Source organism: Isoptericola halotolerans (genome assembly GCF_045689585.1).
GTDB classification, from domain to species: Bacteria; Actinomycetota; Actinomycetes; order Actinomycetales; family Cellulomonadaceae; genus Isoptericola; species Isoptericola halotolerans_B.
The window spans coordinates 3,000,964-3,022,053 of the sequence record NZ_CP140108.1 but is presented as its reverse complement, the minus strand read 5'-3'; the positions used below and the strand labels follow the sequence as shown (position 1 = coordinate 3,022,053).

Below are 21,090 nucleotides of genomic sequence, written 5' to 3'. Positions count from 1 at the left end.
CTGACCGCTCGCGCCGCCGCCTACCCCTGCGCGCCCTGGCGGCGGCGAAGCCGCACCAGCATGTAGCCGATACCGCCGAGCATCAGTGCGAGGACGGACGCCCCGGCGAGGTCGGCACCCGTGCGCGGCAGGAAGCCCGGTCCCGGCGTGGCGCCGCCCGGTGTGGCGTCGTAGGTGTTGACGACGTCCACGCCGACGGTCGACGTGCCGGCCACGGGGACCTGGAACGCGCCGGACGTCGGCACCTCGCCCGCCGGGTCCGCGGTGGTCGAGTCGTCGGCGACCGTGATCGCCACCGACCGCGCGTCGCCCGCGTCGGTCTCCGCCAGGGAGCACGTCGCCCCCTGCGGCAGGTCGGCGTAGACGGCCGTCCAGTCGCCGGCGGCGCTCAGCTCGCGGTCGGCTCCCCCGGGCACGTCGATCGCGACCTGCTCACCGTCCACGTTGCGGGCACAGTCCAGGCTGACCACGAGCACGTCCCCGGCGTGCTCCTCCGCGCCGTCACCCGCGAGCGTCTTGGTGACGACGACCTGTCCGACGTCGAAGGTGTTCGTCATCTCGACCGTCGGGACGTCGGTGTCGGAGCCGGGCACCACCAGCTCGCCCGGTGCGTCGCCCTCGATGACGGCGGCGATGGCGGTGGACGTCGCGCCGCCGGTCGCGGACTCCGTCACGACGCACTCCGCGTCGACCGGGAGCCCGTCGTAGACGGCGGTGCCGCCGGCCTCCACCTCGCGCGTCGCCCCGTCCGGCACCTCGATGGACTCGCCCTGGAAGGTGCAGGCGAGCGAGACCTCGAACGGCCCGGACCCCCAGAGCTCGGCTCCCTCGCCGTCGACGGACTTGTCGACCTCGACGGACCCGACCTCGAACGTGTTGGTCACCGTCACGAGCGCCGGCTCGGCGTCGGCACCCGGCACCACCACCTGGCCCGGTTCCCCGTCCTCGACGGTGGTCGAGACCTCGCTCGTCGCGGCCCCGGCGTCGTCGGTCTCGGTGACGACGCACTCGGCCCCGATCGGCAGGCCGTCGTAGGTGGCCGGCTCGTCCGGCGTCACCGTGCGGGTGGCACCGCCCGGCACCTCGATCTCGGCTTCTTCGAAGGTGCAGGCGAGCGACACCTCGAACGGCGCGGTGACGAACTCGGCGGCCGGCCCGTCCACGACCTTCTCGACATCGATCGACCCGACGTCGTACGTGTTGGTCACGGCGACCTCGACGGGCTCGAGCACGTCCGCCGTGCCGTCCACCACGACGGGGTCGGGGTCGACGGTCACCGCGGTCGCCCCGCCGGTCTCCGTCTCGGTGACCGTGCAGGTGGCTCCGTCCGGCAGGCCGAAGTACAGCCCGGGGAACCCGGGGCCGAAGGCGCGGACGCCGCCACCCGGGATCGGCACCTCCCCGCCCGTCGACGTGGTGCAGTCCAGCGTCACCTCGTACGGGAAGTCCTCGAACGGCACCTCGTCGAGGTACTGCTCGACGAGGTCCAGCAGCTCGGCGAGCGTGTCCGGGTCGATCGGCCCGTCGGGCAGCTCGGGCAGGGGCGGCAGCTCGGGCATCGGCGGGGCGTACTCCGCGCCGTCGCCGTCGACCGCCTTGCGCACCACGAGCGGTGCCGTGTCGAAGGTGTTGGTCATCGCGACCGTCACCGTCGTGGGGGCGCCGTCCTCGGCCGGCGGCACGACGACGTCGGTGCTGGTGCCGTCCACCGGCTCGCCCCCGTCGACGCTCACCGTGGTCGAGGAGGCGCCGAAGGTGTCGGACTCGGTGACCGTGCACTCGGCGCCCACCGGCAGCCCGTCGAAGACGGCGGGCTCACCCGGCAGGAACTCCTGCGTGGCGCCTCCCGGGACGGGGATCTCGACGTCCTCGGACGTGCACTCGACCGTGACCTCGAACGGTCCCGGGCCGTAGAGGGCACCGAGGCCCTCCAGGTCCTTGTCCACCTCGATGGCACCGACGTCGAAGGTGTTGGTGACGATCACCTCGGCCGTCTCGTCAGCACCCACCGTGACCGTGTCGGGCAGGACGACCGCGCCGGTCGCGCCGCCGTCGTCGATCTCGGTGATCGTGCACTCCGCACCGGCGGGCAGGTTGGCGATCTGAGCGTCCAACGGGCCGGCCGCCCCCAGGACGACCTCGCCGTCGTAGACGGTCCGTGTATCGCCCGGGCCGTCGCCGTCGTCGTCGTAGGTGCACACGACCTTGATGGTGAACGGTCCGGTGCCGTACTCCTCGGCGCCCTCACCGTCGACGACCTTGAGCAGGTCGATCGCACCGACGTCGTAGGTGTTGGTCAACGTCACGCTGTTGGTGCTCTGCCCCACGACGTTCGGACTCAGTGTGAGGTCGGTCGAGGGACCGTCCGTGACGACGGGGTCGTCGCCGGGTTGCTGGACCGTGATCGTCACCGACGACGCGTTGCCCGTGCCGGTCTCGGTCACCGTGCACTCGGAGTTCACCGGCAGGCCGGTGAGCTCCACCGTCTCGCCGTCCTCGATCGTGACGACCATCGGGTCGTCCGGACCGTAGCCCTCGGCGTACACGAGGTCGCCCAGGAACGTGCACTCGACCGTGGCCTCGAACGGACCGAACGGGACCGGTGTGCCGTCCTGGTCGACGGCGTCGGTCACGACCTCCTTGGAGAGCTCGATGCTGGACAGCTCGTAGACGTTCACCGCGGTGATACCGGTAATCTCCGGTCCCTGCCCGATCGTCGCCGTTCCCACGACGAGCTCCGTCTCACCGTTGGAGCCGTCCTCGGTGATCGTGCACTCGGCCCCGTACGGCAGGTTGGGGACCGTCACCGCCCCGCCGTTCGGGACGGTGATCGGGATGGGGTCGAGCTCGGTCTCCACCCACGTCCCGACAGCGGACGTGCACTGCACGAAGAGCTGGAACTCGTCGGGTGCGTACTCGTCGCCCTCACCGAAGGCGAGCTTTACGACGTTCAAGGACCCGGTGGCCGTCGCGACGCCGACCTTCGTGCCCTCGGTGGGCAGCAGGTCGCTCTGGTTCCCGTTCGGCAGGATGGCGACGGCTGACGCGGCGGCCGAGTTCCAGGCGATCGACCGGTCGCCGGCCTCCGGCGCCTCCGGCGGCGTGGTCGACGTCGCCTCGAGCGCGATGAACTGACCCGGCTGGAAGTACTCACTCTCCGGGAACGTCACGACGTTCTTGATCGCCGTGATGCCCTGCAGCACGCTCTCGGCCAGGTCGGTGGTCAGCGGTGCCCAGCCGGACTCCGGGTCCTGCGGGCAGATCGGCTCGTCGAGCGGGTCGTTGATGTCGTCCATGCAGTAGTCGTCGACGGTCGTGTAGAAGTACTCGACGGTGCTCCCCGCCGGGGCGTTCACGACCCGTGGGAGCGGGTCGTCGGTGAAGTACGGGCCCCAGGCCGAGTCGCGCGGCGAGTCGGCGAAGGATCCGGTGTCCCCGATCGCCGGGAACCGGTCGTAGATGACGACCTTGTCCAGAGGCAGGTTGCCCACGTTGTCCACCCGGACGCGCCACGTCTGGTTCTCCCCCGGCGGGATGATCGGGGTGCACGGGTAGGCGTAGAAACCGGCTGCGTTCGGCTCGCAGTCCTCGGGCTGGACGTCGCCGGGCTGGTCCGGGTCGACGACGAGGCCCAGCGGGTACTCGTCGTTCGTCGCCTTGACCAGCTTGGACTGGCTGAGCGCCGCCGAGGGGACGGTCGTGACGTCGGCGTCCGCCTCGCAGGCGCCCGTCCCGTCGTCCAGGCGTGTGACGCACTCGTCCCACGGGCGGTCCCCCGCGACGCCGGCGGTGTTCTCCAGCACGGTACCGGCGTCCAACGTGACCCGGAACTGCACCTGGACGGAGATCGTGTACGTCTGGCCGACCTCGAGCACCGTGCCCTCGGGGAACGTGAACCCGAGCGACGCGATGTCACCGGACTGGTCGACCGTCACGTCGCCGGGATCGGTCGGCATGGGCGTGCCGTTGGCGGGGTCGGGGGCGGCACCGTCCAGCGTGTAGGAGAACGGCTGCTCGACGTCGGCGAGCCGGAGCTGGGGACCGTCGTCGTCCGTCGGCATCGGGTCGTCGATGATCACCGGATCGAGGACCGGCCGGTCACCCGTGTTCGTCACCGTGATGTTCATGGGCACGACCGCGTCCGGCGGCTCGGTCCCGCCGGTGACGACGCCGCGGAAGTCCTTGACGATCTCCACAGCGTTGGTGGCGTGCTGATAGAGCATCGACGCTTCGGCGTCGTCGTCCGCGCTGATGGGCACCGCCTCGCCCGTGCCCGGGTCGATCACGAGATCGGCGCCGGTGGTGGTGCCCTGGACCGAGTTGCTCGCCACGCCAGGCGCCTCCTCGCCCGGAGCCGACAGGTTCGCCTCGAGGTCGGGGAGCACGTCGCCGCCGGAGCGCAGCTCGTCGCGTCGCAGGATCTGGATCGGCACCGGCTGCGTCGGGGTGGCCGGGTTCTCCCAGACGGACCCGTCGGTGCGGGTGAAGGTGAACCGCAGACCCTGCACGTCTTCTGGAGCGACGCCGGCGGGCAGGTCGAAGGTCCCGGACACGTCGTCGTCGACGACCCAGTCGCCCCCGGCGCGCGTCACGGGGGCCGGGGAGCCGGGGTTGCCGGAGAACACGCCGCCGACGAACGCGTCGACCTGGACCTGCTGGATCGGGGTGACCAGCGCTGCGCTCGGGTCGAGACCGACGAAGTCGTACTGGTTCCAGAACTGGGGGTCGTCGTCGACGAGCACCATCTCGACGCTGCGGGACGGCCCGAGCGGCTGCCCGGTGAGTGTCATGACCACCGGCTCCTCGGACTGGTTCGCGCCGTGGAAGGGCTCGACCACGGTGTCCGGGTCGAACGACTTGCCGACCTCGAGGTCGATGGACGCCGTCTGCAGCGTCATGTCGGCGTCGTCGTAGGCCTGACGGACGTCGTCGTCGGTGCCGCCCGGGTCGGTGATCGTCGCGGCCGCGCCGTCCGGGACAGGGTTCTGCGTGACGATCGTCCCCGGCTCGTCCAGCAGGGACTCACCGGTGTACCGGTCCGTCTCCCGGAGCCGCAGCGTGAGATCCATCGATCCTGTGGCGCCCGGCTCGACGAGCCCGTCGTAGGCGACCTCGATGCCGACCACGTCGGCGAGGTCGGTCGCGTCCAGCGCTTCGGCGCCGGCCTCGTCGAACTGCGCGGTGGTCCCGTCGTCGTACGTCAGCGTCACGGTGGTGGCTGTCGCGCCGTCGGGCGGGGTCAGATCGATGCCGGTCACGTCGAACACGTCGAAGGGCGGTGTGCCCTCGGCCGTCTGCACCGCGCCGGAGTCGGGCGCACCGGGCTCGACCAGGCGGAGCTGGTCCACCTTGGCGTTCGAGGCGTTGGTGCCCGTGATCGTCACCATGGTCGACGGGTAGAACTGCGCAGGGGTATCGGGCGGCGGCACCGAGATCGGGCCGCCGGTCCAGTCCTTGGCCACGGTCACGTTGAGGGGTTGGTCGATGATCAGCACGTCGTCGTCGTCCGTGTCCGTGTACTCGTCACCGTCGAACATCGCCGTGCCGCGGGCCGTGTCGTTCACCAGGCCGGGGTCGGTGGTGTTGTAGATCGTGCCGTTCGTCGAGCCGAGGGCCGGCGAACCGTCGGAGCGCTTGTCGTCCCGCACGTCGAAGGTCAGGTCCAGGTGGCGGCCGTCGGCTTGCGAGGACCGGGCGACGCCGTCGCCGGCGGCCGGTGCGGTCGGGTCGGCGGGCGTGGCACTGCGCGAGGGGGACTCGGTGTAGACCACGCGGGCCGAGACGGTCGACTCCTGCTCGGCGGTCGTGAGGTCCACCGCCGGTATGCCGCCGTCGCACGGGGTGCTGACCGTGCAGGTGGAGTTGGTCGCCTGCACCCAGTCCGTCCCGTCGTACAGCTCGACGCCGATGATGGCGTCGTACTGGATCAGCGGGTCGACCGACCCGTCGATCGCCTCGATCCGCACGAGGTCGAAGGCGTCGTAGAAGGAGTCGGCGATCGCCGTGGTCTCCGGGTCGGCGATGTCGGAGATGACCATCGGGTCGACGCCGGAGAACCCGTTGGTCGACCAGGTGATCTGCGCGGTCACCTGGTCGTCGGACCGGGCCAGCACGCTCACGGGCTGCTCGCCCAGGAAGTCCTTCGCGATGAAGTCCAGGTTTCCCGGTCCCGGGTCCACCGGGAACGGGTCGACGGTGTCGCAGCCGACCGCCGGATCGGTGGGCGCCACGGTGCCGGACGACGCGCTGGAGGAGCCGCAGTTCTCGATCGGGTCGTCACGGTCCGTCGGGCCCGTGTACTCCGCGACGAAGTTCGGCTGGAAGCTGGTGCCGGGCGGGAAGCCGTCGCCCGTCGAGTCGTAGACGAACTGCACCCCCTGGGCATCGGCCGGCAGGTCACAGCTCACCGTGTCGGGTCCGGTGTACGGTCCGCAGTCGGGTGCCGGGACCCACTCAGAGCCGTTCCAGTAGTTGATCGTCAGGGTGGAGTCGGCCGGCACGTCCGTGGACCGGACCGCCGTGGGGACGAAGTTGTCGGAGAACTCGTCCGGGTTCGTGGGGTCGATCGGGTCCTGGACGACGATCTGGTCGGCGTTCGTGGTCGAGCCGTCGGGGCCGAAGGGCAGGATCTGTGTCGGGAGCTGGACGATCACCGCCTGGCCCGGGATGGCGGGGAAGGTCGACGGCGAGATGAGCTTGTCCGTCTCGGTCGCGAGCCGGTCGGTCAGCGTGACCAGGTCGGCCGACGCGGTGTCCTCGGCGTTGGGCACCTCAGCGGCGATCTCGTTGGTGTGCGTGACGTCCTCGACGTCCTGGTCGGGGTCCGTGTCTGCCGTGAAGGGGATGGTGGCCTGCCCACCGGTGACGATGTCTCCGGTGTAGGTGACCGAGAACCCGATCACCACGCAGCCATCCGGAGGGTCGGGCAGCGTGTCGGGGGCCGTCGCGTCGATCGGGTCGGTCGTGGTGCCGTCCGCGCACGTGAACGTCACCGACGCGGCGTCGGCGTCGGCAGGCCAGGCCACCCCCGCACCAGCGCCGTCCGTGCCCCACCCCGTGAAGGTGAGGGGGTCGTCCCCCTCGAACGGGCTGGGGGTGCCCGGGGCCGGCTCGGTGATGGTCATGGTGTCGACCGGCGTGCCGGTGTTGGTCCCGCCGATCGTCACGGTCGTCGGGTCACCGGCGCTCACCGTCGCCGGATCGAAGCTCTTGGACGCCTCGACGCTGTTGTTCGGGGGCGTGATGACGTAGACGTCGCTGGCCGTCGTCGGGTCCGAGTCGCCGTCGGGATGCGTCACGTATGACGACGTGTCGTTGGTGACGGTCGTCGTCTCGGCGAGGTCGGTGACCGCGTCGCTCTGCTGGACGTCGACCGGCAGGGTGGCGGTCGCGCCCTGTTCGATCTCGCCGCTGAACACCACGGTGAAGCCCTCCACGACGCAGCCGGCAGGCGGGTCGGGCAACGTGTCGACCGCAGTGCTGGTCTCCGTCGGCGTCGACCCGTCGGCGCAGGTGAACGTCACGCCTGCGGACGTCGCCCCGGCAGGCCACGAGACAACACCCCACCCGGTGAACTCCAGAGAGGTGAAGGGGTTCGGTTCGGCGGCGGGGTCCACCGGGTCCTGGATGACGAGGGTCTCGACCGTGTCGTTCGAGGTGTTGGAACCGCCGATCGTCATCGTGGCGACCGTGCCGGGCGCGGCGAGCGCACCCGCGGGTTCGATCTCTTTGGTGGTCTCCGAGTCGAGGACCAGCGGGACGACGATGTCGATGTCGTCGGTCGCCTGCGCCTCGTCCGCGTTGTCCGAGACGACCGATGCGGTGTTCGTGAGAGTCGTCGTGCCGTAGGGGACGTCCTCGTCGACCTCGGCCGTGATGAGTATCTGCACCTGGCCGCCGTTGGGCACGCTGTCCGCGGTGTACGTGACCGTGTTGCTCTCGGTGTCGGGGTCGAGGACGGGTTCCGTCGCTCCGCCCCCGCTCTGGATGGAGGCGCTGACCAGGTTCACGCCGTCGGGCATCGTGTCGGTCAGTGTCGTGGGGACGCACGGGTCGGCGTTCGGGTCCGAGCAGGAGATCGACACGACCCACTGCACCTCTTCGCCCGGCTCGTACGGTCCGGTCGACAGTTCCTGCTTCTGGATACCCCATGTCGCCGCGGAGGCCGTCGTCGCCGGGACCACGACCATCGGCAGCGTGAGCGCGAAGACGCCCAGCACCGACCATCCTCGCCGCCGGCCACCACGTCGCCGGGCGGCCCTGGATCCACGTGTCGTGCCGCGCCCGCCAACCATCAAGGCCTCCACCTCGGTGCCCTCGCCATCACGGTGCTGTGTGATCCGTCACCCTGACGGTGCCAAACATTCACCGATCGCGCGCGCCGAGCCAGGTCACTCCACGGTTCACCAGGCCCGGGGTCAGTCGGAGGACTGGGCGTGGATCACGCGGAGGACCACTCTTCCTGAGGGACGGTGCGCTCCGTGCTCGATCCAGGTCGCGAGCTCAGTCCATGCGCGCGTGTCGATGACTCCGACCTGCAGACGCCTGTCTGCCGCGAGGTACGCCATCTCATCGGCCAGTCCGGGCTCCGAGCCGAGAAAGAAGCTCGTGATCGAGCGATCGGATGTCGTGGGGCCGGCGACGAAGGCGTCGTAGGGGAATCGCTCGTCCGCGCCGGCCGAGTGGCCAAGTGCGATCACCGTGGCGCCCGGTTCGAGCAGGGCGTAGGTATCGACGAGGTCCTGGCCACCCACCCTGTCGATCGCTCCGTGGACGCGAGACGCGACCGAGGAGAGGGCCGCATGTGTCTCGTGTGCGCCGAGACGTTGAAGTTCGGCGTGTCGGCTCTCATCGCGTGCGACGGCAGCGACGTGCGCACCCGAGCGGCCCGCGAGCTGAACGGCGATCCTTCCGACAGCACTCGTGGCCCCGACGATCAGGACGCGTCGCCCCAGGGTCGAGCCCAGCTTGCGCAGGGCGCGCAAGGCGGTGGTCGCCGGGACGGGGAGCGTCGCGAGGTGCTCCCATGCCGCGTTGGACGGGGCGGCGGCGGTAAATGCGTGAGGCACTGCACGGCGTTGCGCCCAGCCGCGCGCACCGAGGCTGAGGAAGACCACACGTTCGCCGACCTGCGGCCCTGCGCCGTCGGAGGCGGCCTCGAGCACGACGCCCGCTCCGTCCCAGCCAGGTATCGACCCCGCCGGAGCCCCCGGGGAGGGCCACGAGATCACCGGGATTCGGGGCGAACGCCTCGACGCGCACCAGCAGCTCGTGCGAAAGAGGCGAAGGTTCTTCCACCTCGTTCAGCGTCAGCCCGCCGGGAACGCCCGGAGTCGTCGTCCATGCCAGCATTCGGAACCATCCTCACGTCAGCCACCGTCGCCACCCTGCAACCGGGAGCGTTCGGCCTCTACTTCACGCGGGTGCTACGCACGTTCCCGCGGCACGGTCCGCGCCGCCTCGACGGTCTGTCTGAATCGGCCTAGGATTCATTCCTATCGGTACCTTTGACCAGCGGGTGCCGGCTGGTCCGATTCGTGTGCAGCGCAGTAGGCCTGGGACCGGTGCACGCCTGGGTGAGGCCCGACCTCTGGCGACGGCGTGGACGTTTCCGCTCATGCGGTCTCGACCGGTCCCGGGGCGGCCGACCGACCTCTTCGGAACGGCCCCGGCCCCCTGCGTCCCATTTACCCCTCGCCGCGCCGACCACAGACCGTGCATCGGCCACCCGACGCGACATGGCAATCGTCGATCAAGCAGCGTTCGCCCAGTTCGAGCCCCGATCCTGGACGTCGTAGCCACGGTGAAGTCGGTACGCACGCCTCGTCACCGCGCACCCACAGTGAGTCCGACAGCGCGCTCCCCACCCTCCAGGACGAGGACCATAGACCAGCAGATGGACTATCAGCCCGTTGCCCGGCGCGACGAAAGGCCCCCTGCTCCGGCGTTTCCGCTGGTCAGAGGGCCTTTCTCGGGTGGGCGATACTGGGTTCGAACCAGTGACCTCTTCGGTGTGAACGAAGCGCGCTACCACTGCGCCAATCGCCCGAGTGCGAGGTCGATAGTAGTCACAGATCGGGCGTCGGACCAAACCGCGGGTGTGCGGTGTGGCGCACACCGCACACCACGACGATCCAGGTCACGGGTCGAGGCGCTCGCGGCAGAGCTTCTCGAACAGCTCGCGTGTCGCTCGCGAGGCGTCCCCCACCGCGACGTCCACGCCGTCCAGCCACGTGACCGGCTGCACGTTGCGCCCGGAGGACGTGAGCACCAGCTGGGCGGCACCCGCCGAGACCTCGTCGAGCACCGTGAACGGCAGCTCGCCGGCACGGGCCGCCCGGACCGGCAGTCCGGCCTCGGCACCCCACTCCAGCAGCAGCTCCCGGGTGATGCCGGCCAGCGCCCCGGAGTCGAGCCGGGGGGTGACGAGCTCGCCGTCGCGCTCGACGAACACGTTGGAGCCGGTCCCCTCGCACAGGTCGCCGACGGTGTTGGGCAGGATCGTCTCGTCGGCGCCCTGGTCCTTGGCGTGCGCGAGGGCCACGACGTTCTCGGCGTACGACGTCGTCTTGAGCCCGGCGACCGCCGAGCGTTCGTTGCGGGGCCACGGCGAGCGCACCGCACGCGACGCGGGTGCCATCACCGAGTCCTGGGCGGCCACGACGACAGTCTGGGCGCCCTCCACCCGGCCCGAGCCGAGCGGTCCGACGCCGGCCGTCACGGTGATCCGCAGCCGGCCGTCGAACGCTCCGCCCGCCCGCACCGACTCCTGCAGGACCGCGGCGACGCCGTCCCGCACCTTCTGCTCGTCGGGGGCCTCGAGCCCCAGCCCGTCCGCGGACCGCGCGAGCCGGGCCAGGTGCCGCGTGAGCGCGAACGCCTGCCCGTCCAGCACCGTGCACGTCTCGAAGACGCCGTCACCCACGGTGATGCCGTGGTCGACCGCACTCATCGCGGCCTCGCCGGCACCGACCATCCGACCCTCTGCCCAGATCACCAGACTCATGGGGTCAGTCTGCCCGACGACGGTAGACCAGGTGCGTCACCTCCGGCGTCTGCCGTACACCGACGGCCTCGAACGTCCACCCCCGCCAGCCGAGATCCCACGGCCCACGGTCCGGGGAGAACATGCCGCGGCCCATGACGTAGGCGCCGGCTACGAGGATCCCCGCGATCTCCTCCGGGTGGTCGGACGCGTGGTCGAACATCCACGCGTGCAGGGCCTCCCCGGTACCGACCACGTCCCCGAAGGGGCGCTCGCGGGTCGGGTGCGGTCCGGCGGCGTAGCCGTCGAGCGAGACGGACAGGTCGCAGGTCACCGCGGGCACGCGTCGGGTTCGACTCGTCATGGAGGGTCGACCGTGCTCCCAACACGAACTCATCGGCTCGCGGTCAGGACGGCCGGTAGCTCCCGAAGCTCCACAGGTTGCCCTCGGGGTCGGCGACCGTCGCCGAGCGCCCGCCGTAGTCCTGGTCGGCCGGCTCCTGGACGGCCTGCCCACCGGCCTCGACGGCCGCCCGGAACGCGCCGTCGACGTCGTCGGTGACCGCGTAGGTCGCCCCTCCACCCGGCTCCACGGGCCACGACGGGCTCGCGCGGTGCGTGCCGAGCATGAGCCCGCCGCCGCCCGGCCAGGTCAGCTCCGCGTGCTCCACGACCTTCTCGTCCGCGGTCGAGCGGTGCACAGCACCGACGGTGAACCCGACGGCGCGCAGCCACGCCAGGGCGGCGTCGGCGTCGCGGTAGCGCAGGGTGACCCACAGGCTGGTCGTCATCATGTACCTCCTCGTTCGTCCGTGACCTCAGGCTCACTCGCCCGCCACCACGGCGTCTTGAACGAACGGGAGCTCTTCGCGCAGCCACGTCGTCGGCGTGCACCCCGCCAGGCTGGTCCAGTCCCGGGTCAGGTGGGCGTGGTCGGCGTACCCGGACGCCGTGGCGACGTCGGCGAGCACCACCCGTCCCGCGCGCCCCCGACGGAGCAGCAGGTCGCGTGATCGCGCGAGCCGCGCCAGACGGCGGAAGTCTCGCGGCGCCAGGCCGCACTCCCGCCGGACGAGGTCCTGCAGGTGCCGGCGCGACCACCCCGTCCGCCGGGCGACCCGGTCCACGTGGCTGCCCCGGGCCAGCCCGCCGAAGACGTCACGCAGCGCGGGGGCCGGGTCCACGTCGCCGCGTCGCGCGAGCACCACCAGCAGCCCTCCAGCCACCGTGGGTGCCGCGGGCCGACCACCGTCAGCGAGCGCGTCGGGCAGGTGCGCGAGCCCCGGGGCGACCGCGTCGAGGTCGACGAGCTGCCCGGCCAGCTCACCCGCGGGGACCCCGAGCAGCGCCCGGGTGCCGAGGAGCGTGAGCCGGACGCTGACACCTCTGAGCCGTCCGCCATGGCGGATGTCGGCCGGGCTGGTGTGCAGGCCCGACACGCACGACGGCGCCCGGTGACGGGACGCGGGGGCGCCCTCCCACCGCACGTCGAGAGGTTCGGTCGGGGCGAGCTCGAGGACCGGCGCGGTCCCGGGCACCCCGCGGTGCCGCCCGGGAGCGCCCATGTCGAGGTCGTACGCGACGATCGATCGCACGTACGGCACGAGCGGCAACGGGACGACCATCCGTCCACGCTATGCCCGCCGGTCGCTCCCTGCCGCCGACGCGAGCCTCACGAGCCGCGACGCCTTGAGCTCGGTCTCGGCCCACTCCGCGGCCGGGTCGGAGCCCCAGGTGATGCCGGCCCCCGTCCCGAACCGCAGCACGCCGTCGTCGTGCGGCCCGCGCTCCCACCAGAACGTCCGGATACCGACGGCGAGCTCGGCGCGGTCGCCGTCCACCCAGCCCACGGCGCCGCAGTACGGTCCGCGGGTGGCGGTCTCCAGCTCGTCGATGACCTGCAGCGCCGAGGACTTGGGCGCCCCGGACACCGATCCGGGCGGGAACGTGGCGCGCAGCACCCGGCCCCACCGGTCCGGCGCCCCAGCGACCGCGGGGGTCAGCGCGCCACGGACCCGCGAGACGAGGTGCACGAGGCCGGGGTGCTCCTCCACGCCCAGCAGCTCGATGACGTCGACGGTGCCGGGCTCGCAGACCCGGTGGAGGTCGTTGCGCACGAGGTCGGTGATCATGACGTTCTCCGCCCGGTCCTTGTCGGTGAGACCGCCGGGCGTGCGCGCCGTGCCCTTGATCGGCCCCGAGGCCAGCGCCCCGCCGTCGAGCGACAGGTAGAGCTCGGGCGAGGCCGACACCACCCAGACCGGGTCGACGCCGGACGCTGCCGGGACGTGGACGGCCGCGGCGTACGGGGCGGGGTTGCCGGCGGCGAGACGAGCGGCCAGGGCGTCCGCCGCCGGCTCGCGCGGCGCGGAGCCGTCCCGCACCACCGGCAGCGGCGCCTGCAGCACCCGGCAGACGTTGGCCTGGTAGACGGTGCCCTCGCGCACGTGCCCGCGCACGCGGCGCACCGCGGACTCGTAGGCGTCCCGGTCCATCGAGCTGTGCCAGCTCCCCGGCTCCGGCCCACGCCACGTGTCGCCCGACGTGATGCCCGGCGCCGAGCCCGAGGACGCACCGGCCGGTCCGCCGTCAGCCACGTGGGCGAAGCGCCAGGCGCGCGCACGGCCACCGCGACCGAACGCCTCGAAGTCCACGACGACGAACCACGGTCCGGGCTCGGCGAGCCGGTGCGGTGCGCGCTCGAGATCGATGCACTCCACGACGTCGACGGCCAGGCGGCCGGCGAAGGAGGCCCAGGAGGTCGGTTCGTCCACGCAGGAACGGTATGCCAGCAGGTCGCCACGACACACCGCCCGGGGCGATTGGACGGATTCGGGATAGGTCAACTAATGTTGCCCTCGCGCCGGAACGCCGGGGAGCGATCCCCTGATGTCCGGTCGTGCGGATGTAGCTCAGTTGGTAGAGCACCACCTTGCCAAGGTGGATGTCGCGGGTCCGAGTCCCGTCATCCGCTCGGAGGCCCACTCCCTGCCTCCTCGACAACGAGGAAGCGGGAGAGCACACGTCTTCTCCTGGTGGGTTGGCCGAGAGGCGAGGCAGCGGCCTGCAAAGCCGTATACACGGGTTCGAATCCCGTACCCACCTCGGGCGATTGGCGCAGCGGTAGCGCGCTTCCCTGACACGGAAGAGGTCACTGGTTCGATCCCAGTATCGCCCACGCACGACGAAGGCCCGGACCGGTCGGTCCGGGCCTTCGTGCGTTCCGCACCGGTGCGGCGTACCGTCACGAGCATGTGCCGGAACATCACCACGCTGCGCGGCCTAGAGCCGCCCGCCACGCCCGAGGAGATCGAGGCGGCGTCCGCCCAGTTCGTCCGCAAGGTCACCGGGGTGTCCACCACGGCCGCCGCGGCGTCGCGCGAACCGTGCGAGGCGGCGGCCGCGGAGATCACCGAGATCGTCACACGACTGCTGGCAGACCTGCCGGCGCGGCGCCAACCGCCGCCGACGGTCCCTCCCCTGCGCCGCCCCGAGGTGCAGGCGCGCCTGGCCGCCCGACAGACCGCCTGAGAGCCGCGCCCAGGACGGAGGCGCAGGTCACACACCCGGCGATTGGACCGGCACGCGGTCGGTCCAGTAATGTTCCACAGGCGCCGGAACAGCGGGGAGTAATCCCCTGAGTCCGGCCGTGCGGATGTAGCTCAGTTGGTAGAGCACCACCTTGCCAAGGTGGATGTCGCGGGTCCGAGTCCCGTCATCCGCTCCACGGGCGATTGGCGCAGCGGTAGCGCGCTTCCCTGACACGGAAGAGGTCACTGGTTCGATCCCAGTATCGCCCACCACCCCTTACCGGCCCTGCAGAGGGTCGATGGTCGAACCGTCGCCGCGTTGCGACGTCGGCACGATGCTCAGTGACCCGTCGCTCTCGAGGACGACAGCGGCGAGGACGTCGTATCCCCCGTAGCCCGCCCGACGCACCGCCTGTGCCAGCTCCGACCGGGTGAGCCGCGCACGACGGAGCGCGTCGGCGTCCGGCTCCCCCTCCAGCAGGACGACCAGCGCCCCGGAGGTCACCAGGGTGGCGGCCCGCGGACGTCGGCTCACCAGCCACGACACGACCAGCTGCAGGACCGCCAGGAGGGCGAGCGCGACGACGCCCTCGACCCAGGACACGGCCCCGTCGAGCAGCACCGTCGCCAGCGTCGAGCCCAGCGCGATGGTGACCACGAAGTCGAAGGCGTTGAGCTTGGACAGCGTGCGCTTCCCGGTCACCCGGAGCAGCACGACCAGGGCGAGGTACGTCGCGGTGCCGACGGCGAGCACCCGCCACACCGCCTCAGGATCGCTGAACCACATGCGTCCTGCCTAGCAAAGGACGACGGTCGTCGCGCGCGCCCGGAGCACCGCCGCGCCTGCGACAATCAGGGCGAACCTCACGAAGGAGTCGTCCGTGTCCCGTCCGTCCTCTCGCACGTCCACGCGGGCACGTCGTCGCGTGCCGCTGCTGGTTCTCGCCCTCGCGGTCCTCCTCACAGCCGGCGTCGTGACGGTCGGCGATCTCGCCCGCGGCACCGGCGGTCCGTTCGCCGCCCTGGTGGGCGGCACCGACACGGCCACCGGCGCACCAGGGTCCGCGCTGGCCGCCGTCGACGACCTCACGGTCAAGGGCCGAGCACCGAAGACCGGCTACGACCGCGACGAGTTCGGGCCCGCGTGGGCCGACGTCGACCGCAACGGGTGCGACACCCGCAACGACGTCCTGGCGCGCGACCTCACCTCGGTGACGTTCGAGCCGGGGACGCGGGAGTGCGTCGTGCTGACCGGCTCGCTGGTCGACCCGTACACCGGGTCCGCCATCGACTTCCGGCGCGGCCGGACCACCTCGACGGCGGTGCAGATCGACCACGTCGTGGCCCTGTCGGACGCGTGGCAGAAGGGCGCCCAGGGCCTGGACGCGGAGGAGCGCCGCCAGCTCGCGAACGACCCGTTGAACCTGCTCGCCGTCGACGGCCCCACGAACGGCGCCAAGGGCGACGGCGACACCGCCACCTGGTTGCCACCGAGCACCGACTACCGGTGCGGGTACGTGGCCCGCCAGGTCGCGGTGAAGATCCGCTACGAGCTGTGGGTCACGGAGGCCGAGCGCGACGCCATGCAGCGCGTGCTCACGACGTGCCCGGACGAGCCCCTGCCGGCGGGCTCGCCGTCCTGACGGCCGTGGCGGGTATCCTCGCCGTCGTGGAACCCGACCGTAGCGCCGAGAGCCCGCCGGCCGTGTCCGCCGCCATGCACCGCGCCAAGGTGCGTGCCCGGGCGTCGCACGTGACGGTCGGGCAGGCCCGCCACCACGACGACGGGTCCGTCGAGATCGACTGCTCGTGCGGCATGGTGCTGTGCAACGGCCCGCAGTGGTCGTTGGACGAGCACATCCGCCTGCACCGCGCCGAGGCCCGCTACCTCGCGGTCAGCGAGGTGGCCCCGGCGGGCATGCCGAGGCTGATCGAGGTCGGGACCGACCGCCGGCCACGCTGAGGGATCTTCTCAGAGCTCGTCCGGGTCGTCCCAGGAGTGTCCGCTCGAGGCGCCCTCGTGCGCCTGTCGCTCCGGCTGGGACAGCGAGGTCGGCGCCTTGGTCGCGTCGCCTCCCAGCCGGGGGTCGCCGTGCGGGTCGGTGAGCGACCGGCGGCGAGGCGCGATCCGAGCCTGCGACGCGATCGACTCGTCGAGGAGGTGCCGGCCCCGTGTCGGGCTACCCTCCCCCTGTTCTGTGCTCATGTCTCAGGTGTACCAGCGCGACGGTGTGCTCGCTCGCGCTTGGCACACTTTTTCTTACCTGGGAACGAGGCCGCCACCACGCCGTCACGCCGTCGTCATTCCTCGGCCACGGGTGCAGGTGCGCCCCGCACCGGACGGGCGCCCCGCCGGTGCACCGACGGGGCTAGGGTGTCCGCGTGACCGCCGCCGACCGTCCCGACGAGGCCGCGTTCGCGCCCGGTACCCGCGCACCGCAGTCCCGGACCAGGGAACGCTGGCCCGGGCGCCTCCCCTTCGTGTGGGCGCCCCGTGCGCACACGGTCGAGGTCGTCCTGCCCCGCGCAGGCGGCCCTGCCGACCGGCGCACGTTGCGCCTCGTCGGCGCCCACGAACCCGGCTACTGGCGAGCCGACGACCACCTCCCGCACGGCACGGAGTACGCGTTCTCCATCGACGGCGGCCCCGCCCTGCCCGACCCCTGCAGCACGCTGCTGCCGCGCGGCATCCACGGCCCCAGCCAGGTGCTGGACGACGACTTCGCCTGGCACGACGCGGCCTGGCGCGGGGCCGACCTCACGCGCGGCGTCCTGCTGCACCTCGACGTCGCCACCGCGACGGCCGGCGGGACGCTCGACGCCGCCGTCGAGCTGCTGCCCGCGGTCGCCGCCCTCGGCGTCGACGGTGTCGAGCTCGCACCGATCGCCGCCTTCGACCCCTCGGCCGGGCCCGAGGCCGGCGTGCGGCTCTTCGCCGTGCACGCCCCGTACGGCGGGCCCGCCGCGCTGCACCGCTTCGTCGACGCGGCTCACCGACACGGCCTCGCCGTCGTCCTCGACCCGCCGCACCGCTGGGCCGTCGCCGACGCGCTGGGACTGCACTCGTTCGGCCCGTACGCGAGCGGTGCCCGCATCGGACCGCGGCGCGGCGCCTCCGCCGGGCGCGACACGCCCCGGATCAACCTCGACGGCTCGGGCAGCCGCGGAGCCCGCGACTTCCTCGTCGCGGACACCTGCCGCTGGCTCGCCGACTTCCACGTCGACGGTCTGCTGCTGGACGTCGAGGCGCTGGTGGACCGCTCCGCGATGCCGTTCCTCGGCGAGCTCGCCGAGGCCGTCCAGACCGTCGCGGCCCGCTCCGGTCGACCGCGCACCCTGCTCATGGACGGCCCCGGCCGTAGCGACCGCCTCACCACCGTCGTCGGGGGCATCCTCGCCGGGCGGGACCTGCCCGCCCGGGCGGACGAGCTGCTGGCGATCGCCGACGAGGCCTTCCCGCCCGGAGGGACCGGCAGCCGCGGACCGGCGGCGTTCCGACGTGCCCACCGGGCGACCGCACGGTCGGCCCCTTTGCTCGTCGGCGACCTCACCCGGCTCCCTGCCGCCGTGCCGGCGATCCCCTGGTCGGGCACCGCGAGCGAGACCCCACCGCACCCGCCACCGGCGTCCGACGTCGACTCCCGCGCCGCGCTGCTCGCCTTCGCCACGCTGGCCGGCACACCCCTCGTGCTCGACACCCAGCACGTCCCGGTCGCGCGGCAGGACGCCCCGGCCGAACGCCTCGTCCGGTGGACCCGCCGCCTCCTGGCGCTGCGCCCGGCGTCGCTCGCCGACCTCTCGCTCCCTGTCGAGCCGAGCACGGGAGCCGGACTCCTCGTGGTGCGCCGCGGTGACAGCGCGCTGGTCCTGGCCACGTCGGGCGAGGCCGTCGAGACCGACCTCGCCCCGCACCTCGGCGAGACAGGATGGCGGATCGCGGCGTGCTGGCGCCCGGAGGCGACCCAGCTGCTCGGCGGACGGCTGCACCTACCGGGCCGGGCCGTGGTCGTGCTGCGACGCGACGACGCACAGACGGCCCCGGGCTGAAGACCCCCGCCGGAGCGCCCGGCTCAGGCCGCGGCCAGGCGCCGTCCCTCCTGGGCGAGCGCCCCCAGACGCGACAGCGCGCGGAAGTACTTCTTGCGGTAGCCGCCGGCGAGCATCTCCTCGGTGAACAGCGACCGTTCCGCGACCCCGTCCACGCCGGCCAGCAGCACGGGGACGTCCCGGTCGTAGAGGCGGTCGATCAGCACCACCAGCCGCAGGGCGACCTCCTGGCGCGTCACGGCACGCACGCCGGTGAGCGCCACCAGCTCCACGCCGTCCAGCATCGCCCCGTAGCGGCTGGGGTGCACCGTGGCCAGGTGGGCGAGCAGGTCCGCGAAGTCGTCCAGCACGGCACCGTCCCGGGCCGCGGCCGCGGCCCGGACCGCGTCGGCCGGCAGCGGCTCCGCATCGGTGACCACCGCACGGTGCCGGTAGTCCTCGCCGTCGACGCGCAGCACCTCGAACCGGTCCGCGAGCGCCTGGATCTCGCGCAGGAAGTCCTCCGCGGCGAACCGGCCCTCCCCCAGTGCGTCGGGCAGCGTGTTGGAGGTGGCGGCCAGGGCCACACCGCGGTCGGCGAGCTCGCGCAGCAGACGAGACATCAGCACCGTGTCGCCCGGGTCGTCGAGCTCGAACTCGTCGATGCAGACGAGCTTGCGCGTCGAAAGGGCCTCGACCGTGGGCAGGAAGCCGAGCGCCCCCACCAGGTTCGTGTACTCCACGAAGGTGCCGTACACGGCGCTGCCCGGCCCGGCCGCCGACGTGACGGCGTGCGCCAGCGAGGTGAGCAGGTGCGTCTTGCCGACGCCGAACCCCCCGTCCATGTAGACCGCGGGGGCGGGCCGACGACGACCGAGCAGGGCGCGCAGCCCGGTGGGTGCGGGGGCCGCGATCTCCGCCACCACCTCCTCCAGACGCGCGACGGTGCGGGCCTGGCTCGGGTGCTCGGGGTTCGCGCGGTAGGTGGCGAAGCGGGCCTGGTCGAAGTGCGGCGGGGGGACGAGGTCCGCCAGGAGACGTCCCGGCGGCACCGTCGGCCGCACGGACACGAGCGAGCCCGGGGTGCGGTCGTGGGTGCCCGACGGGGAGGCGGAGGCCGAGGACTGGACTGCGGTCACGGTTCTCCAGCCTACGTGCGCGCCGTACGCTGGCCGCTGTGAGTTCAGACACCCCGTCCCTGCGCCTGTTGCTCCCCTCCCCCGAGGCTCTCCCGGCGGACCCGGCCGAGCGGCGGCTCGTCGAGCTCTGCACGCCGCCCGCGGGCCGCCACGTGCGGGCGAACATGGTCGCGAGCGTCGACGGCGGGGCGTGGGGCGAGGACGGCCGGTCCGGGTCCATCAACGACGCCGCCGACTGGCGGATCTTCCGGGTGCTGCGCGCCCTCGCCGACGTCGTCCTGGTCGGTGCGGGCACCGCACGGGCCGAGGCCTACACCGCCCTGGAGCGTCCGCGCGGCCTGGCCACCCTGCGCGACCGGCCCCTCGAGCTCGCGCTGGTCACCCGGTCCGGACGCGTGCCCGACACCCTCCTGGCCGGCGGCCGCCCGCCGTGGGTAGTCACGGGATCGGCGGGTGCGGCGACGGCGGCGGCAGCCGTCGGCAGGGAGCGGGTCGTCGAGGCCGACGACGGCGGTGCGGTCGACCTGGCCGCCGGCACGGCCGGGCTGGCCGAGCGCGGGATGGCCCACGTCCTGTGCGAGGGCGGACCGCACCTGCTCGCCGCGATGCTCGCCGCCGACCTCGTCGACGAGCTGTGCCTCACGACCACGCCGCAGCTCGTGGGCCCCGGGCCCGGACGCGTCGTGGCGGGGCTGCCCGACGTGGCCGCGCCGGCCGGGCCCGTCGGTCCGGCGGAGCACGTCCCCACCGCGGGGCGGCGCCCGGCGCGGCTGGGTCACCTGCTCGCGGCGCCCTCGGGCACCCTCGTGGCCCGCTGGGAGCTGCGCCCGTGAACCGGTCGGCCCGTCCGGCACCACCGGCGGGCACCCGCACCGGCCGTGCCGTAGGTTGCTGGCATGCCTGACGCACCCTGGACCGTCGTGGTCCTCACCGAAGACGCGCTGACGTCGGCCGACGTCGAGCACATCACCTCGCTGCACACCGGCGACGACGTCGCCTACCGCGTGCTCGTGCCCGCGGACACCGAGCACAACGTGGTGGCCTCCGTGCTGGACCATCTCGGGATGCTCGAGCTGCGCGAGGCGTGGGACGACATCCTCGGGCGCGAACCGAGCCCCGAGCAGGCGACAGCGACCGCGGAGGAGCAGGTCGCCGGGTCGGTGGAGCTGCTGCGGGCGCACGGTGCCGCCGCCACGGGCGAGGTCACCGAGGACGACCCGCTGCCCACGCTGCGGCACGCCGTCGCCGAGGGCGGGGACGAGGTCGTGGTCGTCACGTACCCGCACGCCGTCGAGGACACCTTCCACACCGACTGGGCCTCGCGGGCCCGCGAGGAGCTCCACGTGCCGGTGCTGCACCTCTACGCGGGCACCTCCGAGCTCGGCTGAACCCTCCGGCTCGGTGGCGGCGC

Annotated in this window: 16 protein-coding genes and 6 tRNA genes; 11 read left to right on the top strand and 11 right to left on the bottom strand. The window is 72.6% G+C overall.

What is annotated here, in order from left to right:
• Positions 1 to 20: 20 nt before the first annotated feature.
• The 8 genes from UQW22_RS14090 to UQW22_RS14055 all read right to left on the bottom strand — a co-directional run bounded on the left by UQW22_RS14090 (position 21) and on the right by UQW22_RS14055 (position 13,758).
• Positions 21 to 8,219 (bottom strand): DUF5979 domain-containing protein, encoded by an 8,199-nt coding sequence (locus UQW22_RS14090; protein ID WP_407317697.1) that lies wholly within the window; start codon positions 8,217 to 8,219, stop codon positions 21 to 23.
• Positions 8,220 to 8,417: 198 nt separating this feature from the next.
• The gene (locus UQW22_RS14085; protein ID WP_407317696.1) at positions 8,418 to 9,164 is read right to left on the bottom strand and encodes a zinc-binding dehydrogenase; all 747 of its coding nucleotides are present in this window, start codon (positions 9,162 to 9,164) and stop codon (positions 8,418 to 8,420) included.
• Positions 9,165 to 9,975: 811 nt separating this feature from the next.
• Positions 9,976 to 10,047: transfer RNA gene (locus UQW22_RS14080), tRNA-Val, on the bottom strand.
• A gap of 91 nt (positions 10,048 to 10,138) precedes the next feature.
• Positions 10,139 to 11,005 (bottom strand): aminotransferase class IV, encoded by an 867-nt coding sequence (locus UQW22_RS14075; RefSeq protein WP_407317694.1) that lies wholly within the window; start codon positions 11,003 to 11,005, stop codon positions 10,139 to 10,141.
• A gap of 4 nt (positions 11,006 to 11,009) precedes the next feature.
• Positions 11,010 to 11,348 carry a hypothetical protein gene (locus tag UQW22_RS14070; RefSeq protein ID WP_407317693.1) on the bottom strand — a complete coding sequence of 113 codons (339 nt, stop codon included), beginning with the start codon at positions 11,346 to 11,348 and terminating at the stop codon, positions 11,010 to 11,012.
• A gap of 43 nt (positions 11,349 to 11,391) precedes the next feature.
• Positions 11,392 to 11,778 carry a VOC family protein gene (locus UQW22_RS14065; RefSeq protein WP_407317691.1) on the bottom strand — a complete coding sequence of 129 codons (387 nt, stop codon included), beginning with the start codon at positions 11,776 to 11,778 and terminating at the stop codon, positions 11,392 to 11,394.
• Between the two features lie 30 nt (positions 11,779 to 11,808).
• A complete protein-coding gene (locus tag UQW22_RS14060) occupies positions 11,809 to 12,609 on the bottom strand; it encodes a helix-turn-helix domain-containing protein (RefSeq protein ID WP_407317690.1) in 801 nt (266 codons plus the stop codon).
• A 9-nt stretch (positions 12,610 to 12,618) separates the two neighbouring features.
• Entirely contained in the window at positions 12,619 to 13,758 is a 1,140-nt protein-coding gene (locus UQW22_RS14055) for a chorismate-binding protein (protein ID WP_407317688.1), read from the bottom strand.
• A gap of 127 nt (positions 13,759 to 13,885) precedes the next feature.
• Here UQW22_RS14055 and UQW22_RS14050 point away from each other — a divergent pair.
• The 6 genes from UQW22_RS14050 (at position 13,886) to UQW22_RS14025 (ending at position 14,787) form a co-directional block, all read left to right on the top strand.
• Positions 13,886 to 13,958: transfer RNA gene (locus UQW22_RS14050), tRNA-Gly, on the top strand.
• A 60-nt stretch (positions 13,959 to 14,018) separates the two neighbouring features.
• Positions 14,019 to 14,089: transfer RNA gene (locus UQW22_RS14045), tRNA-Cys, on the top strand.
• Between the two features lies 1 nt (position 14,090).
• Positions 14,091 to 14,162: transfer RNA gene (locus UQW22_RS14040), tRNA-Val, on the top strand.
• Between the two features lie 74 nt (positions 14,163 to 14,236).
• Positions 14,237 to 14,515: a DUF2277 domain-containing protein gene (locus UQW22_RS14035; RefSeq protein WP_407317687.1), complete on the top strand. Its 279-nt coding sequence runs from the start codon at positions 14,237 to 14,239 to the stop codon at positions 14,513 to 14,515.
• Between the two features lie 120 nt (positions 14,516 to 14,635).
• A tRNA-Gly gene (locus tag UQW22_RS14030) sits at positions 14,636 to 14,711 on the top strand.
• Between the two features lies 1 nt (position 14,712).
• Positions 14,713 to 14,787, top strand: a tRNA-Val gene (locus tag UQW22_RS14025).
• 4 nt (positions 14,788 to 14,791) lie between these two features.
• Here UQW22_RS14025 and UQW22_RS14020 read toward each other — a convergent pair.
• A complete protein-coding gene (locus tag UQW22_RS14020; RefSeq protein WP_407317686.1) occupies positions 14,792 to 15,301 on the bottom strand; it encodes a DUF421 domain-containing protein in 510 nt (169 codons plus the stop codon).
• Positions 15,302 to 15,395: 94 nt separating this feature from the next.
• On the opposite strand from UQW22_RS14020, the gene UQW22_RS14015 reads away from it, so the two are divergent.
• Both UQW22_RS14015 and UQW22_RS14010 read left to right on the top strand, forming a co-directional pair.
• Positions 15,396 to 16,157 (top strand): HNH endonuclease family protein, encoded by a 762-nt coding sequence (locus tag UQW22_RS14015; RefSeq protein WP_407317685.1) that lies wholly within the window; start codon positions 15,396 to 15,398, stop codon positions 16,155 to 16,157.
• A gap of 26 nt (positions 16,158 to 16,183) precedes the next feature.
• Positions 16,184 to 16,477 carry a hypothetical protein gene (locus UQW22_RS14010; RefSeq protein WP_407317683.1) on the top strand — a complete coding sequence of 98 codons (294 nt, stop codon included), beginning with the start codon at positions 16,184 to 16,186 and terminating at the stop codon, positions 16,475 to 16,477.
• A 9-nt stretch (positions 16,478 to 16,486) separates the two neighbouring features.
• Here UQW22_RS14010 and UQW22_RS14005 read toward each other — a convergent pair whose 3' ends face one another.
• The gene (locus tag UQW22_RS14005) at positions 16,487 to 16,720 is read right to left on the bottom strand and encodes a hypothetical protein (RefSeq protein WP_407317681.1); all 234 of its coding nucleotides are present in this window, start codon (positions 16,718 to 16,720) and stop codon (positions 16,487 to 16,489) included.
• A 176-nt stretch (positions 16,721 to 16,896) separates the two neighbouring features.
• On the opposite strand from UQW22_RS14005, the gene UQW22_RS14000 reads away from it, so the two are divergent.
• Positions 16,897 to 18,561, top strand: a complete 1,665-nt coding sequence (locus UQW22_RS14000; RefSeq protein WP_407317680.1) for a hypothetical protein — start codon at positions 16,897 to 16,899, stop codon at positions 18,559 to 18,561.
• Between the two features lie 23 nt (positions 18,562 to 18,584).
• Here the strand turns inward: UQW22_RS14000 and zapE are convergent, their stop codons facing one another.
• Positions 18,585 to 19,679 (bottom strand): cell division protein ZapE, encoded by a 1,095-nt coding sequence (gene zapE / locus UQW22_RS13995; protein ID WP_407317678.1) that lies wholly within the window; start codon positions 19,677 to 19,679, stop codon positions 18,585 to 18,587.
• Between the two features lie 38 nt (positions 19,680 to 19,717).
• Between zapE and UQW22_RS13990 the strand changes: the two genes are divergently transcribed.
• Together UQW22_RS13990 and UQW22_RS13985 are read left to right on the top strand one after the other, a co-directional pair.
• On the top strand, positions 19,718 to 20,512 hold the full coding sequence (locus UQW22_RS13990; RefSeq protein WP_407317676.1) for a dihydrofolate reductase family protein: 795 nt from the start codon (positions 19,718 to 19,720) through the stop codon (positions 20,510 to 20,512).
• Between the two features lie 63 nt (positions 20,513 to 20,575).
• Entirely contained in the window at positions 20,576 to 21,067 is a 492-nt protein-coding gene (locus UQW22_RS13985) for a hypothetical protein (protein WP_407317675.1), read from the top strand.
• The last annotated feature ends 23 nt before the right edge of the window (positions 21,068 to 21,090 follow it).

Bases quoted from the DNA above. Each gene is read 5' to 3' on its own strand.
- UQW22_RS14035 (WP_407317687.1), top strand. From the start codon at position 14,237: ATGTGCCGGAACATCACCACGCTGCGCGGCCTAGAGCCGCCCGCCACG.
- UQW22_RS14070 (WP_407317693.1), bottom strand. From the start codon at position 11,348: ATGACGAGTCGAACCCGACGCGTGCCCGCGGTGACCTGCGACCTGTCC.
- UQW22_RS14005 (WP_407317681.1), bottom strand. From the start codon at position 16,720: ATGAGCACAGAACAGGGGGAGGGTAGCCCGACACGGGGCCGGCACCTC.
- UQW22_RS14060 (WP_407317690.1), bottom strand. From the start codon at position 12,609: ATGGTCGTCCCGTTGCCGCTCGTGCCGTACGTGCGATCGATCGTCGCG.
- UQW22_RS13985 (WP_407317675.1), top strand. From the start codon at position 20,576: ATGCCTGACGCACCCTGGACCGTCGTGGTCCTCACCGAAGACGCGCTG.
- UQW22_RS14020 (WP_407317686.1), bottom strand. From the start codon at position 15,301: ATGTGGTTCAGCGATCCTGAGGCGGTGTGGCGGGTGCTCGCCGTCGGC.
- UQW22_RS14075 (WP_407317694.1), bottom strand. From the start codon at position 11,005: ATGAGTCTGGTGATCTGGGCAGAGGGTCGGATGGTCGGTGCCGGCGAG.
- UQW22_RS14065 (WP_407317691.1), bottom strand. From the start codon at position 11,778: ATGATGACGACCAGCCTGTGGGTCACCCTGCGCTACCGCGACGCCGAC.